This is a genomic window from Variimorphobacter saccharofermentans, assembly GCF_014174405.1.
GTDB classification, from domain to species: Bacteria; Bacillota; Clostridia; order Lachnospirales; family Lachnospiraceae; genus Mobilitalea; species Mobilitalea saccharofermentans.
This window is the reverse complement of record NZ_JACEGA010000001.1, coordinates 3,291,134-3,307,749: the sequence shown is the minus strand read 5'-3', so window position 1 is coordinate 3,307,749 and position 16,616 is coordinate 3,291,134. Positions and strand designations below refer to the sequence as shown.

General features: G+C 39.3%; 9 protein-coding genes. 7 read left to right on the top strand and 2 right to left on the bottom strand.

Annotated features, from left to right (window positions below; genetic code table 11):
* Positions 1-11: 11 nt before the first annotated feature.
* A complete protein-coding gene (locus H0486_RS14330; RefSeq protein ID WP_228353639.1) occupies positions 12-1,379 on the top strand; it encodes a PQQ-dependent sugar dehydrogenase in 1,368 nt (455 codons plus the stop codon).
* A gap of 173 nt (positions 1,380-1,552) precedes the next feature.
* Positions 1,553-3,373 (top strand): LTA synthase family protein, encoded by a 1,821-nt coding sequence (locus H0486_RS14325; RefSeq protein WP_228353638.1) that lies wholly within the window; start codon positions 1,553-1,555, stop codon positions 3,371-3,373.
* 129 nt (positions 3,374-3,502) lie between these two features.
* Here H0486_RS14325 and H0486_RS14320 read toward each other — a convergent pair whose 3' ends face one another.
* Positions 3,503-5,224 carry an ATP-dependent metallopeptidase FtsH/Yme1/Tma family protein gene (locus H0486_RS14320; RefSeq protein ID WP_228353637.1) on the bottom strand — a complete coding sequence of 574 codons (1,722 nt, stop codon included), beginning with the start codon at positions 5,222-5,224 and terminating at the stop codon, positions 3,503-3,505.
* 211 nt (positions 5,225-5,435) lie between these two features.
* Here H0486_RS14320 and H0486_RS14315 point away from each other — a divergent pair, with 211 nt between their 5' ends.
* The 5 genes from H0486_RS14315 to H0486_RS14295 all read left to right on the top strand — a co-directional run bounded on the left by H0486_RS14315 (position 5,436) and on the right by H0486_RS14295 (position 12,989).
* A complete protein-coding gene (locus H0486_RS14315) occupies positions 5,436-7,118 on the top strand; it encodes a SulP family inorganic anion transporter (protein WP_228353636.1) in 1,683 nt (560 codons plus the stop codon).
* A gap of 354 nt (positions 7,119-7,472) precedes the next feature.
* Entirely contained in the window at positions 7,473-8,066 is a 594-nt protein-coding gene (locus H0486_RS14310; protein WP_228353635.1) for a 50S ribosomal protein L25, read from the top strand.
* A 309-nt stretch (positions 8,067-8,375) separates the two neighbouring features.
* On the top strand, positions 8,376-8,951 hold the full coding sequence (locus H0486_RS14305) for a hypothetical protein (RefSeq protein ID WP_228353634.1): 576 nt from the start codon (positions 8,376-8,378) through the stop codon (positions 8,949-8,951).
* 215 nt (positions 8,952-9,166) lie between these two features.
* Positions 9,167-11,005 carry a glycoside hydrolase family 36 protein gene (locus tag H0486_RS14300; protein ID WP_228353633.1) on the top strand — a complete coding sequence of 613 codons (1,839 nt, stop codon included), beginning with the start codon at positions 9,167-9,169 and terminating at the stop codon, positions 11,003-11,005.
* 247 nt (positions 11,006-11,252) lie between these two features.
* Positions 11,253-12,989, top strand: coding sequence for a S8 family peptidase (locus tag H0486_RS14295; protein WP_228353632.1), 1,737 nt, complete (start codon positions 11,253-11,255; stop codon positions 12,987-12,989).
* 267 nt (positions 12,990-13,256) lie between these two features.
* On the opposite strand, the gene H0486_RS14290 is transcribed toward H0486_RS14295, so the two are convergent.
* Positions 13,257-16,385 carry a PEP/pyruvate-binding domain-containing protein gene (locus H0486_RS14290; protein ID WP_228353631.1) on the bottom strand — a complete coding sequence of 1,043 codons (3,129 nt, stop codon included), beginning with the start codon at positions 16,383-16,385 and terminating at the stop codon, positions 13,257-13,259.
* Positions 16,386-16,616 lie beyond the last annotated feature (231 nt).

The window sequence follows — 16,616 nt, the reverse complement described above, 5'->3', positions numbered from 1 at the left end:
GAGCGCTGTGGATGGGTGATTATTCTGATTTCAACCTGAGAATGAAGGCTATGGAGCAATTAGGACAAGAGCAACCTCGATTTATTGATCCTAGTGATATCTATGTCCCCCCTGGTTATGTTGTGGAGAATTTTATACAGGGCTTGGATGGTCCTGTTAATATGGTATTTACGGATGATGGAGATATTTTAGTGGCGGAATCCGGTTATTTCTCGGGAGTTGCCCGCATATTAAGAATTTCAAACGATAATGTTGAGGTGGTGGACGATGACTTCCTAGAACCACTCAACGGTGTTAATTATCACGATGGCATAATCTATGCATCTCATAAAGGAATGATTACCGCCATAGAAGAGAGTGGCAGCAGAAGAGATATCATTACCGGATTACCCAGCAATGGTGATTTCCCCAATAGTAAAGTAGAAATCGGAACAGATGGAAAGATATATTTTGGATTAGGAACGGCTACCAATAGCGGTGTGGTAGGTACGGATAATCTATGGGTACATAACTATGCTTTATTACATGATTATCCCGGTTCTTATATTATGCTAAATGGGCAGAATTTTCAATCCAATAATATGCTTCTATCAGAAGGAGTTTATGAAGTTGCTAGTACCGGTGCATTTTCCCCCTATGGTGTTCCTAACAGACCGTATGAGTTAAGAAAGGCTGTAGTAAAAGCTTCCGGTAGTATTATGAGATGTAATTTGGACGGTACGAATCTGGAAATGGTGGCTTGGGGGCTGCGAAATCCAGTCCGGTTAAAATTTAATCACAATGGGCATCTGTTTGCGTCTGTTCAGGGATATGATAACAGGGGGAGCAGACCGGTTGCTAATGCATCGGATTATATCTATTACATTATTCCCGGTGTATGGTACGGATGGCCGGACTTCTCTGGACAGGAACCACTGACTTCACCCAGGTTTATTCCCGAGGGAGGAAAGCCCATAGAATTTCTATTGACCAACCATCCGAATGTACCCCCTGCTCCGTTTGCAAGCTTCCCGAGTAATTCTTCCATTATGGGATTTGATATCAATAGAAATGCAGAGTTTGGTGCAGTTGGAGATTTTTATGTGGCTGAATTTGGTAGTATATGGCCACCAACCAGCAGACAAACAGAGAGGAATCCCGGTGTAGGACATAAAATATCACGAATAGATCCAACTACAGGAGGGGTAACGACTTTTGCCATTAACCGTTCTGGTTTTCCTGCTAATATCACGATGGAGGGTGGCTTTGGATGGCCTACGGATGTGGTGTTTGGTCCAGACGGAGCCATGTATGTACTGGACTTTGGAACAAATCCTCTGGGAAGCCTTGTGGAATATCTACCAAACTCCGGGATAATATGGAAAATTACAAGAATTTAATCTGATATAGACTTTCGATAAACTGGAGAAATTAGGAGACTGGAAATATACTGATTAATAATTCTATGAGCTGATACATATTTATTACTGTACTTTTAGCATCCTTTGGAATATAATAAGTCGATAGAAGTAATAATTTACAAATAAAGGATGACTTGAGGGAGTTTGACATTATGTATGGCGAGTTAGAAGATCCAAGATTGTGGTCAAGGCTTAAGAAGAAATGGATTAATTACATTGTATTGTGGATATCCCCAGTAATATCATTCCTCATGGTGGAAATCATGGTTGGTAATTACAACCTGGAGATGTATCGAAAATATAGTATCTATAATCTGGCCTGGTACTATGCGTTATATCTTCTGATATTCTCGATAATCAGACACTATACGATCACTATATTATTATGCGATATATTTGTATATATTGTTGCTACTATAAATTATCTGGTATTTCTGTTTCGTGGTAATCCGATTATACCAACTGATCTTTTGGCCTGGGAAACGGGAATGAGTGTGGCTTCAAATTATGAGATTTCCATAAGCAAGGGATTTCTCATTGCGACCGTACTTATGGCTATCCAATTAACAATCGGATGTATGCTGTCAAAGGACGAGAGGAAGCCTTCGCTTCTTAACCGTTTTGCTGTAATGGGAACTAGTGCAGCGATCATCGGTGTTATTGTGTTTACTTTCTTTCATACGGATCTTATTCAGAAGAAGATACAATTAATCGACTTCTTTGCTCCAAAATATACGTACAATACCTATGGAACGGTATTTGGCTTTGTTGCGAATATAAAGGCAATGGAAACGAAAAATCCGGAGGGGTATAGTATTGAAGAAGTAAGAGACGCCTTTCTGGATATCGAGGAAAGTCAGAGCAGTAGCAAAGAACATCCCAATATTATAGTAATTATGAACGAGGCATATGCTGACATTAATATGATTGGGAATTTCCCTACCAATATAGACTATTTTCCGTTTACAAAAAAGCTAGAAGAAAATACAACAAAGGGAACGCTATATGTATCGGTATTTGGAGGAGCTACCAGCGATACGGAATACGAGTTTCTAACTGGTAACAGTATGGCGGTTATGCCTCAAAACAGTGTTCCCTATCAGCAGTTTATAACAGGGCCCACCGATTCCCTTGCATCAATATTGAAGCAACAGGGCTATTATAATATTGCAATCCACCCCTATGCACCCAGCGGCTATAAGAGAGACATCGTCTATCCGCTTCTTGGCTTTGATGAGTTCCTTTCAATGAAGGACTTTGATAATCCCAGATATATCCGCTCCTATATCAGTGATTTGGATAGCTATCAAAAGATTATCGAACAGTATGAAGAAAGAAAGAGCAGTAATCAGCCTTTATTTATATTTAATGTAACAATGCAAAATCATGGAGGGTATTCCTCGGATCGTATCTTTGATGAAAAGGATACAGTTCTATTAAAGAATACAGATCGATATCCAGTGGCAGAACAGTATTTAAGTCTTCTTCGGGAGTCCGATAAGGCATTTGAGCATCTGGTTCGATATTTCTCAAAGGAAAAGGAACATACGGTAATCCTTCTCTTCGGAGATCATCAGCCAGTTGCCTTTTCTAGGATACATGATGATATAAACAGTGGCAGTAAAATTACGGAGCTTGAAAGGTTTCGGAGAAAATATTGTGTACCTTTTGTTTTATGGGCTAACTACGACATTCCAGAGGATGATATTGACCAAATCAGCGCAAATTATTTAGCGGCTTATTTACTGAAAACAGTGGGTATAAACGGAAGCGAATATCAACAGTATCTCATGAATTTATATGAAGAGATACCGGTGATTAATGCTTTATTTTATATCGATAAATACAATCAAATCCATAAATTTTCGGAAATGAATGAGTTTACGAAGGTCATTAACGAATACCGATATGTTGGATATAATAATGCGTTGGATAAGAAGAATAGATTGAAGGAGTATTACTCTCTGCGTTAGTAATCAGACCGTAATAGAGGCATGAAGATGAAGAAGAGTATATGTCGGTTAGTATGTATCATAACCGATATATACTCTTCATTTTTGCAATCATTCGATGAGAATAAAAAACTCTACAGATAAGACATTTTAGGCGCATATTTTTTCGATATCTTCTCCGTTAAGTGATTCCTTATCCAAAAGCTCTGTTGCTAATTTCTCCAGGGTGGATAGGTGATCTTGAACCAAATGTTTGGTTTCGCTGTATAATATATTCATCTGATTACGGCATCGGTTGACAAATTCAGGGTCCTGATGGTCCCCAAGAACTTCCGTACTAAATAACCCTATTTCAGCATCCATACCATATTTGTCTAAATAGTCTACAATCATCTTGGAAGCCTTCTGAATATCATTGCTAGCTCCAGTGGTGATTTCCTCAGAACCAAAGATTAGTTCCTCTGCAATTCTTCCTGCCAATAACACCTGAATATTTGCTTTTAGCTGACGCTGACTTTGGAACATGGTATCCTTCGGGATGCTCAAATTGAAGCCTCCTGCACCACGTACACTAGGTATTATGGTAACTTTGGATATATAATGCTCAGGAAGAAGTAAATTCGTCACTAACGCATGACCAGCCTCGTGATAGGCGGTAATTTTACGATCCCGTTCCGTAATATAGCTACGGTCAGTCTTGGGAGCACCGGCTATCACAGTATAGAAGGCTTTATCAATATGCTCCTTTCGAATAACCGGGTCTCCATCATTCGCGGCATTAATCGCTGCTTCATTTAGTAGGTTTTCCAGCATAGCTCCGCTGAAGTAAACCGTTGATTTTGCAAGCTCCTTCAGATTGACATCATCGGATAGGGGCTTTTTTGATGCATAGAGGGATAGAATATGCTCTCTGGCATTCACATCCGGTAATCCGATTTCAATATGCCGATCAAATCTACCTGGACGAAGTAATGCCTCATCCAGAGTGTCAAGACGATTGGTAGCTCCGATTACAATAATGCCCTGATTGTCATGAAAACCGGACATTTCAGTAAGAAGAGCATTCAGAGTTTGATCTCGTTCATCATTGCTGGCCGAAACATTTCGGGCTCTTTTCTTACCAATGGCATCGATCTCGTCGATAAAGATAACAGCTTTTTCGCTTTTCTTTGCCTTATTAAATAAGGTTCGTATTCTACTGGCACCAACGCCAACGTACATTTGTACAAAATCAGATCCGCTCATCGCATAAAAAGGTACATTTGCCTCTCCAGCAATAGCTTTCGCCATTAAGGTCTTACCGGTTCCCGGGGGACCATAGAGAAGAAGCCCTTTGGGCATTCTTGCGCCAACGGTTGCATATTTTTCCGGATCCTTTATAAAGGAAATGATATCCTCCACCATGGACTTGGCTTCCGTATTTCCTGCTACATTTGCAAGCGTTATAGTGCTGGAAACGGCTCTCTTTTTCTTATTTGAATCCTGCATAAGAACATTATTATTGCCTCCACTACGGACGTACCATAGAATGCCTCCGATCACACAGGCAATGAATAGAATTTTCAACGCAGTTCCCAAGGGACTGCTCTGGCCGTTATTTACTTCAATACTATTTAATAAAAGATATTCTGTGAAATTCTCGGTCTTGGGATTTGGTACAATATAAGTAGTAGATGGTTCTTCCTTCATCGTAGCTTTAAAAGTGTTTCCGGTATTTGGCAAGGTGACTTTTTCAACCTTGTTTTGCTCTACTGCCTCAAGAAATAAGGGGTAAGTCATTTCCACCTCATCATTATTGAAATAGTAATATCCAATAAATCCGATACCCAGAATAACCAGGACGGAGAGTATGATCCACCGTAATTTTTTCATTCAATAACCCCCAAAGATATACATATAATTACACAAGTTCCTAAATCATTGTAGCACGTTTTCGACAAAAAAACAGAGCGTAATATATGGAAAGCATGTACCAGTTTACCAAAATTTTATATTTCTTTAATAATTACTTGAAAAAAGAATGAAACAGGTCTATGATGGGATATTGGAATCTTTGTAGTAATTATTTGGAGGCAAAAGAAAAATGGAAAAGTTAAAGCCTAAGTTGTTTTCTGTTATGAAAACATACACAAAGGAACAATGCATGAAGGACATTGTTGCTGGTATTATAGTCGCTATTATTGCACTACCGTTATCAATCGCTTTGGCACTGGCGTCAGGGGTAACTCCGGAACGAGGATTATACACAGCGATTGTAGCCGGGTTTGTGATTTCATTCCTTGGTGGAAGCAGAGTGCAAATCGCCGGTCCGACAGCGGCATTTGCTACGATTGTAGCCGGTATCGTTGCAAAAAATGGAATAGATGGATTGGCAGTAGCGACGCTGATGGCAGGTGTTCTGTTAATCGTTATGGGACTATGTAAGTTTGGCAAGCTGTTGCGCTTTATCCCTTATACAATAACAACAGGCTTTACACTGGGTATTGCAGTTACTATATTTATTGGTCAGATCAAAGATTTTCTGGGATTGACGATAGAAACAAAGCCAGTAGAAACCTTAGAAAAACTCCTTGCATGTGGTGAAAATATTACAACAATTAATGTACAAGCTTTATTGATTGGAACTATATCGCTGGCAATATTAATTCTTTGGCCGAAAATTAACAATAAAATACCGGGTTCATTGATTGCAGTAGTTGTAGCATCAGCAATTGTGAAATTAGGTAATTTGGAGGTTGATACGATTGGCAGCCTCTATGAGATTTCCTCAAAGGCGCCTCAATTTCATATACCGGAAGTCAATTTATCTACGATACGAACGTTATTTCCAGATGCACTGACAATTGCCGTTCTTGCCGGAGTAGAATCACTTTTATCCTGTGTAGTAGCGGATGGCATGATTGGTAATACGAAGCATCGTTCGAATATGGAGCTGGTGGCTCAGGGAGCAGGTAATATATTCTCCAGTTTATTCGGTGGCATCCCGGCAACTGGCGCTATCGCCAGAACTGCTGCGAATGTAAAAAATGGCGGACGTACACCAATCGCCGGAATGGTACATGCTGTTACCCTGCTGTTAATCCTGGTAGTATTGATGCCATATGCGGCATTAATTCCAATGCCTACCATAGCAGCAATCTTATTCATGGTTGCTTATAATATGAGTGAGTGGAAACAGTTTGCAGAGCTTCTGAAGGTATCGCCAAAGAGTGACATTCTGGTACTTGTGGCAACCTTTGTACTAACCGTAGCATTTGATCTTGTTGTAGCAATTGAGGTTGGTATATTAATGGCGGCGATCCTATTCATGAAACGCATGTCCGATGTATCAGATGTGCAAAGCTGGAAGTACATTGATGAGGAAGAACTGGAAGAGGACCTATCCGATCCAGGGAATATTCGTCTGAGAAGAGTACCTAAGCATACCTTAGTCTATGAAATTAATGGACCGATGTTTTTTGGTGCCACAGATAAATTTATGAAAATCTCACTAGAAGATTCTAGGATTAGGGTTATTATTCTTCGTATGAGAAGTGTTCCGGCAATGGATGTCAATGCACTTCACTCTCTGAGTACTGTTATAAAGGCTTGTAAGAAAAGACATATTACCGTGTTGTTATCCCACGTTCAGGAGCAACCATTACATATGATGCAAAAGGCCGGTTTTGATAAAAAGATTGGAGAAGAAAATTTCTGCGAGAATATCGATAAGGCCTTGGAGAGAGCAGAATTCCTATTAAAAGTACCAATGAAGCAGATGACCTAAGCTCATCAGTGTTATATAAAAACAGAAAAGAGAATGTTGCAGTGTCCCGTTTTATTTGCAGCATTCTCTTTTCTTATCGTATAGACTAACTTTGTTAAGTGGTCTTTTATCAAAACTCTTTCATATTGTGACTGGAAAATATACATTGAATTGTGTATAAAAATGTAGAAAAGTGAAATTAAATGTCAGTTTAATTTATAAAAAATATAAAAATAAATGGTAGAATATAAAAAAACAATGAAAACAACCAGAAAAGCTTGACTTATTTCTGATATTATATATAATGAAAATAATGTTTGCGTACTATTCGTGAAACATAATTCCATTAATTTCAATGACAGGGAGGATACATGTATGGCAGAGAATACAGTAATAAAATACGACTTTCGTAAGAAGATCAGCAAGGCTGAGAACAAAAGCTGGATTAGTAAGGGATATGTATTAGGTAATATCAATGAAAAAGGTGCGGAATCCAAGTCAATTGTAGTTAAGAAGGATGAATTGAAACGAGCAGTAAAACAATTCGGAAAAAACGGGGTATTTGAGTTAGTAGGTCCTGATTCTACAAAGCAGCATGCTATGTTAAAAACAATACAGACCAATCCGAAAAATTATGATATTCATCATGTTGATTTTCAAAAAGTACTACTCACAGAAAAAGTAAAGGCGGATGTTACAATTAAATATATTGGAACAGAGTTTATTGAGGCAAAACGATTGGTGTTAAACCGATTAATTGATGCGATACCGGTAATTGGACTGCCACAGGATATTCCCGAGACCGTTGAATTTGATGTGGCAAAGTTAGAGCTTGGAGACAATATTTATGCAGGAGATATCAAATTTGATTCCAATATTCAATCAGAATTAGATGATAAAGTTATTGTGGCTTCCATAATCGGTTCTAAGCAATCAGATAATGTAAGAGCAAGTGTCAGTGAAGAATAATCAATATAAAAAGAGAAATCTTATTGTCAGTCAAGATGAACCGATTAACCTGATATGCATTACAGGGTGTATACATATTATTTTATTTACGAAAGAGGCGATATCCTTAAGAAGATAGAGCCTCTTTATTATATTATTCATCCTGTCATTTCGTTCATATATTATCTGTTTCATTTACTATTAATTAATATCGTTTCTTGGTCGATATATATAGTAAGAAAGTACTAGATAAGCTTGCTTTGTCATCTTTATTTGAACTAGCGTAGTATTAATCAAGGATTTCATACTGGTTTTAAGGAGGGCAAGGATATGACAGATATTAAAAAAGATAGTACAAGAGATAGAATTTATGAATATAGTTACGAGCAGACGGAGCAAAAACCGGATGCTAGGATGAAATGGATCTATGAACACTATCATAATGGACAATTAATTACAATAGATGATTTTAAATACCTTTATCTAAGAGATCCAGAGGGCTGTAAAAGGCTCATTGATAGCTGGATTGATAAGAATTGGAGCGATAAAAAGGATGATCAAAGAAAAGAGGAACAGATACATACAAAGCAAGCAGATAGGAGCAGGGAAGATCAGCTGGAACCTGTATTAATACAACAGCTGGAGATGATGAATCGAATAACAGAGGATCTGTTGCCGATGGCAAAGGTAGAAAAACCTAGTGCGAAGGATGCATTAGCGAATATAAAGGAAACGGTTGTTGAGATGAACCGGACTGAGCTATTGGAAATGATTCAGCATTTTTATGAGACAGCAAAATTACGAAGACAGCAGCATCGCAAATTCCGTACATGGGAGAAGTACCTGTACGCAACGGATTATAATAATTCACCGTATCGTAAACCAGAATCAGAGTATCTGATTTAGAAGTAATCATAGTAGCAATTAAACCGTACAAATCATATTAAATAAAAATATATCTGAAGTCAGTGGTGCTTACACTCCATAAGAGTGTGAATGCATATGCTCCGACCTCGGATATATTTTTTTATCTATTGAAAATCCTTGTGAAACATCTGAAAATCATATATATTGAAATTATGCCTTTACAGGTAAATAAATACTACAGGAGAGATATTGATATGGAGTATTATGTGGAGTTGAAATTACGAAATGACGAGCATGCCGGTGGATTTTCCAATGGTATGACATTATGTAATAGTAAATCAACCTTGGATTTAGAACAAATATCGAAAAGTGACGAGGCTATTGTTTATAAGAATACACAAAACCACTATATAACTCTTAATACAATAAAAAGTAACGATACGATTACTGTTAACACTGCATTTGAGAATAGAGGGAACGAAGTGGCGGTGTTGGAAATGCTGTCTTCCTTTGCAATCAAAGGGATAAAAGCAGATAAAGTACACAGACTGCAATCCTTTTGGAGTGCGGAAGGAAAGTTAAGAACGGAAACCATTGATGACCTGCATTTAGAGCCTTCCTGGAATAGGTGTGGAATGAGAATAGAAAAGTTCGGTAATCTGGGATCTATGCCGGTTCGAAAATACTTCCCGTTCCTAGCGCTGGAAAATAGTGAAAATCAGGAATTTATAGCAGTTCAGTTATATATTCCATCCTCCTGGCAGATTGAAATCCAATGTAAGGATGACGAGACACTATCAATCGTCGGAGGAATCGCTGATCGAGACTTTGGTCATTGGTTTAAGAATATTGCACCTGAGGAGTCCTTCACAACACCAAAAGCCGTTATTGCCAGGGGCGCTTCCTTATATGAGGTGTGCGATAAGCTGGTGAAGGCGCAGAAACCGAAAATATCGGAAATCGATAAAGATATGGGGATTATGTTCAATGAATATTGTACTACCTGGGGAAATCCCAGTTATGATAATCTGGTCAAAATCAGCGATAAACTTAAGGACAAGGGAGTTAAATATCTGGTTATCGATTCTGGCTGGTATGGAAAGAATGAAGGCTGGTGGGCTAGTATCGGTGACTGGGATGTGAACTATGATAAATTTCCGGGTGGATTAAAAAAGACAGCGGATTATATCAGACAATGCGGCATGATACCAGGTCTTTGGTTTGAAATGGAATCAGTCGGCAGACAATCAAAGCATTGGAACAACACGGATCATTTATTAAAGAAGGATGGCGTGGTTATTACAGTAGGAGATAAACGATTCTGGGATATGTCGGACCCCTGGGTAGTTGATTATCTGAGTAAGGCTGTCATAGAGACTCTAAAGGAATGCAATTTTGGATATATTAAAGTGGACTACAATGAAACCATCGGTATTGGATGTGATGGAGCAGAAAGCCTTGGAGAAGGCTTGCGACAAAGAGTCAGGGCAAGTCAGGAATTCTTTAGCCGGATCAGAGAAGAAATACCGAACATTGTAATTGAAAACTGCTCAAGCGGTGGACACCGGCTGGAACCCTCAATGATGGAACTGGCTTCCCAGGCAAGCTTTTCAGATGCCCATGAAACAACAGCGATTCCAATCATTGCAGCCAATATGCATAGAGTCATTAAACCTTCTCAAAGTCAGATCTGGGCCGTTATGCGTGCGGAGGATAGTGAGAAAAGAATATATTATTCCATCATCAGTACATTTCTTGGCAGAATGTGCTTAAGTGGAGATATTTATAATCTCACAGATAAGCAATGGCAGCTGATTGAGGAAGGTATTGCGTTCTATAAAGAGGCAGCTGATATTATTAAGAACGGTGTGACAGTGGAAATAAATAACAGAGTCACAAGCTATAATAAACCACAGGGCGAGCAGCTCGTAATTAGACAATTGGATCAAAAACGGTTAGTGATTGCGCATCGCTTTGAACATTCAAAGGAGATCAATACAGATTTTCTGAAGGATTATCATGTGATAAGGGAATATGGCGAGGCTGACAGTGATTTCAGTGCAAAGGCTTGGTTGTTGCAATGTAATCATTGATTTACATGAAGGTAAAGTGAAGTATAAACAAAGCGATGGTTCGCACAGCATACCTTCTATTAACACGCCTGGCGGAACATTTGATGATAATTCGCTCTACCGGCTAATCCTGTGCAGACAGCATAAATTGTCATTGAATATATCACGATTTCATATGATGAAATAAAAGAACAGGTGGGCCTGTTGTCTGTAAGCTCTAAGTAAAGGAGCAGGTATGCCTGCTGTCAATGCTGGTAGGAGAGACTTTATGCCGAATGCAAAGCTGGATAACGAATTGAACCTTTCATTGGATATACCGGAACAGGAGAGAGAGAAAGCAACGAATCTGAATGTAGGATATTCACCTGAGGAAAATACATGGGAGCTAATCGTGAAATACAGCGGAAGTCTTGAACGGATTCGAGAGGAATTGAACGTATCAGTTGTAGAGCTTTTGAACGAATATGCGGTGATAACAATTCCAGAATCGCAAATTGATCGGTTGTCAGATTTCGAGGAGATTGAATTTATTGAGAAGCCGAAGCGCTTGTTCTATGAGGTGATTGAGGGAAGAAGAGCATCCTGCATCAATCCTCTTCAGACACCGGATGTCAATTTGTTTGGTGAGGGAGTGTTAATTGGAGTTATTGATTCCGGAATTGATTATTCACATCCTGATTTTCGTAACGAGGATGGGACTACTCGAATTGCTGCATTATGGGATCAGACAATTCGAGGGAATCCGCCTGCAGGATATGATATTGGTACACTTTATACAAGGGATCAAATCAATGAAGCATTGCAGGTGCCAATGCCGCAGAGAATGGAGATTGTACCGAGTACGGATATATCGGGTCATGGGACCCATGTGGCTGGAATTGCAGCGGGAAACGGCAGAGCCAGCAATGGTCTGTACCGGGGAGTTGCCAGTAAAAGTGAACTGGTTGTAGTTAAACTGGGAACCTCAGTAGGGGATTCCTTTCCAAGAACCACCCAGCTGATGCAGGGTATTGATTATGTAATCCGTTATGCGATTGAATCAGGGAGACCAATGGCCATTAATATCAGCTTTGGGAATAATTATGGCTCCCATACAGGACGGACACTACTGGAGAGTTATATAAATGATGTGGCGAATCTATGGAAGACATCAATTGTTATTGGTACAGGGAACGAAGGTGCATCAGGCAATCATGCACAGGGAATCCTCACCATGGGAACGAATCAGCTTGTGGAAATTGCAGTAAGTGAGTTTGAATTCTCACTGAATATTCAGATATGGAAAAATTACTTTGATCATTTTGATATTAGTATTATTGCTCCCAATGGAACCCGGGTAGGGCCTATACCTCGTATATTGGGAAAGCAACAGTTCACTATTGGACAGACCGGGATTTTATTATACTATGGGGATCCGACGCCTTATAATCCACAGCAGGAGATCTATATTGAATTGATCCCGACTAACAGGTATATCAATGCAGGTGTGTGGGGAATTGAATTAGTTCCTCGAAGAATTGTAGTAGGAAATTATGATATGTGGCTTCCGGCAGGAGGGGTAAAGAATCCAGGAACCAGATTCTTGCTTTCTTCCGAATATACAACCCTTACAGTTCCATCAACAGCGGTGAGAGCAATATCGGTTGGAGCCTACAATGCGTATACAGATAGCTATGCTCCTTTTTCGGGCAGGGGATTTACCAGGAATATGGAGATCAAACCGGATCTTGTGGCACCCGGTGTTAATATTAACTCCTGTTCCCCAGGAGGGGGATATACGGTACGATCCGGAACCTCAATGGCCACACCTTTTGTTACTGGAAGTGCTGCTCTCCTGATGCAATGGGGAATAGTTCGGGGAAACGATCCGTTTTTATATGGCGAGAAAGTGAAGGCATACCTTATTAATGGAGCCAGACACCTTCGAATTGAGAATGTATATCCCAATCGGACCCTGGGATATGGTGCACTATGTCTTGAAAGTACCTTTGATAATATAAGATGAAAAGAATCAGACATACGGGGCAGCTGCATAAAATGTCAGGACTATAACTTACCTCACACACAGACGGAAGTAACACATTGCTGATTTTATATGGCTCAGGCGGACATAAAAGTTCACCTGAGCCATATAAAATCAACAATATGTTCTTCCGACAGTGCATTATGGTAAGCTGTAGTCCCAGCATATAATATGCAGCTACCCCTTGTGCTTTGATAGATTTATTGATTCAGCGTAAGAACAGTTCCTCACGGTGGAGCAGTTCATTCCTTAATTTCGCACACGAAGCGGATGGGCTGGATCATAGATGGAATTAATCTTGATTGCATATGAGGTCTTGTCACGGATGTCCTGGTCTGTGATGTAGTGAACATCCAATAAACCATCTGATTTATAACCGGTTTTTAAGTAATTCATCTCGGATAATGCGATACTCCAGCCATTCAGCCAGGTAGTGAGCTGTTGTTTCTGTTCGTCACTTGCATCGATATGAATTAACAGATCGATATCGCTGTTAAGTCTGGCAGTGCAATTATTCGTACTTCCGAATAGATAAATGCCTTTTATACCTAAGGCTTCCATATCAATCTGGGCAGCAATACGTTCCGCCATATAATGTCTCCATTTCCACCCCTGATCTTCGCTTTCAGCTAACTCATTCTCAATATCAGCCATATTGGTATTTTGAATGGCAGTTAATTGTGCAGGGGGCTCAATATAAGCAATTGCCTTCTCTAAATCAGCGTTCATCAATACGATCATCTCTTGGCCATAGAAGTTTTCTTCGATCTGCACAACCTTAATAACATCCTCAAGATAGGCGTAGTTTGGCAAGATGTTACGTAGGGCATTCTTTGTACTTAAGAAGAATGCCTTATTAAAGATAACATTAGAATCCTCCGGGTATAGAGGGAGATACTTAATGTTTTCTTCGACAAGGTCTTGAAAGAAATGGGTACCAAAGGATAATTCCGGTTGGTATTTGGATTCTTTTTGTGCAATTTCAATTAGCATAGCGCAATTATTGATGTCGGAGTAAGCAATCGGAACACCAAGCTTAATGTCTCCACGACTTCCCCAGCGACCCGGCCCCATTAATATGAAGCTGCGGCGGGGTAGAATTCTGTTTATCTCACTTACAGCACTTCCAACACTGATTAGGTCCTCATATTTCTCTAACTTGCTATAACCGACAGGATCAATGTACACAACCGACCTAATACCGGTTACTTTTCCGTTGGATATATACTTGTTTGCTGTGAAAACCGTACTTTGCGCCGGAATATTAGATGGAATAGCAGCAGGAGTATTATCGCGACTCCGGCTTTGAGGACGGCACTGTAGCAGGTAAATCGCTTCGCCGTCACTGGCAAATTCAATATCTACTGGATATCCCAACTTCTCCTGTAAGAGGGACATAATGGCTTGAATTTGCTTGAGGATGGTGGTTTTTTTATTCATACCATCAAAGGTAATGATGATATCTGCGGACTTTAAATCTGTAGTAAATCGATTGAGATCGGTTATAATGTCATTATTTAATACAGAGGCTACATAATTCAGGCAGGGAATCTCGTAGCCGTACTCTTTAATTACTTCTGAGATCGGCAGGGTAAGAAATCGATTATGCTCTATATCAATGACATCCATCATTTGGGGAGAATATTTCTTTAATTCTCTTGGCTGCTGATTGACACGAAGATTCGGCTGGCCGGGTGAAATTAATGTGGGATAGTCATCACCGACACGGTCAACGGCTCTCGTTCCAAGACCCATTACCAACCGAATTAATCCATCCTCACGCTTTAATCGTGGAGACCATCGTAATTCGTTATTACTAAAGGCCACACCCGCAAAGAGAGGAAAATAGTATGGTCCAACCTTTGTTCCAACCACCTCCTGAATCATAATTCCCATTTGCTCCGAGCAATCCAGAAGGTTACGTTCTTTTCTGTATTGTATCGAGTCGGGATTAAACATGGAGGCATATACTTCAAGAATTCCCTGAACCAGTTGCTTTTGACGTTCTGCTTTTGTCCCGGTATTCGTTATAAACAGGCTTTTGTATTTTCCAGAAAAAGCAGAGTTGATCTGGTCCTCCAGAAGACTGGATGATCGAACAATCAGAGGCTTATCCTGGCAATGTTCAAGAATTTGATTTAGATCATTTAATACATAGGATGAGAAATTAGAGCTTTTTAGCATTTGAATAATTCTCGGGTAACTGGTACGAATTTCTATGATATCAAGGTATTTATGTTCATTTAGCTCGTCAAGTCCATTATTTTCGATTAGATTCGTCAATTCATCTGAGGATATGTACCAGGTTCTAGGAAAGCGTACATTGGATAGTAAATCATTTTCTTCCTTGTGAGCATCAATAATCTGATGCGCAAGAAAGAAGCCTGTACCCTTACCGCCTATCTTACCAATGCTATTAGGGGAGCAGATAAAGGAATCCAGAAGATCGCAAAAGGCTTCCACTGTGATATACTTTTGAGCAATCGCTATGGACTTCGGGTTATCTGTTATAAAACGACGCACTAATTCAACAGTAAGCCAACGTCTTGTTGCCTCACTGGACATTTCGTTGTTCTGGACAGCCTTTCGATATTGATTTAATGCTTTTAAGATGATTTTTACATCTGCGTCTTTCTTATCTACGGTCTTTATTAATTCATATGTTTTACCCTGATAGATCCATAGACTGGTATAGTCATAAATCTGGGCGTCCGTCAAGCAATTTCTTGCTGATTGAAATAATATCTGACATAAACGGTTGACGTCAACTTCAGGGATAGTTTCTAGTGGAAAATTAATTTCGCCATGATGAGTATATCTCATCCAGTCCATCTTCTGATAAATATCTAATATCAGATTTTGGTTGGTATTAGCTAAGAGCGCGAGCATCTTCTCACAGACATACAATAACATATCGGGGTCTGTTCTATGCAGAAGATCAATAATTGTTTCCCATTTCTTTCGATAGTCATCTATATTCTTATGGTTCAAATTCTGAATGCAATCGGATATTCGATTCGCAATTGTATTCAGAAGCTTTATTTCCTGTGGTAGAAATACCTGTTCCCCATCTGGAAAGGTATGATAGGGATACATAACCTTTATGTATCCAATATTTTCGTTATTTATTTTAATACGAACAACCAGTTCATCACCTTTTTCAGTAATTGGTTTCGTTTCATATAGTTGATCATTTACTTGTATTACAGCTACACATTCTATAATATTTCTAAATCCAAGAGGAATAATCTTAGTTATCTTTATCAAAGCCTCTGACAAAGGATCTTCTGCCAATACTTCATCAATCAGATAAAGACACTCTAATTCTTTTGCACGTTCTACTAATACATCCTTGGATATATTTTTATAACGGTTCATGTTTATCCTCGTTTCTGCGCTGCTAGAATCTGTATAAGGTTGTGCACGCAGCGCAGGCACAGACCTGTTGCTAAGAAAAAATCGGATTATGATAATTTTATCAATGTGATAAATGATATGGGGTCAAAAGTCTACTATTAATGAACATATATGCACTAATATTCATTTCACAGTCTTAAACGCCCTAATCTTGTTACTTACATACAGTAAAATATGGGTGCCAGAAGTCGT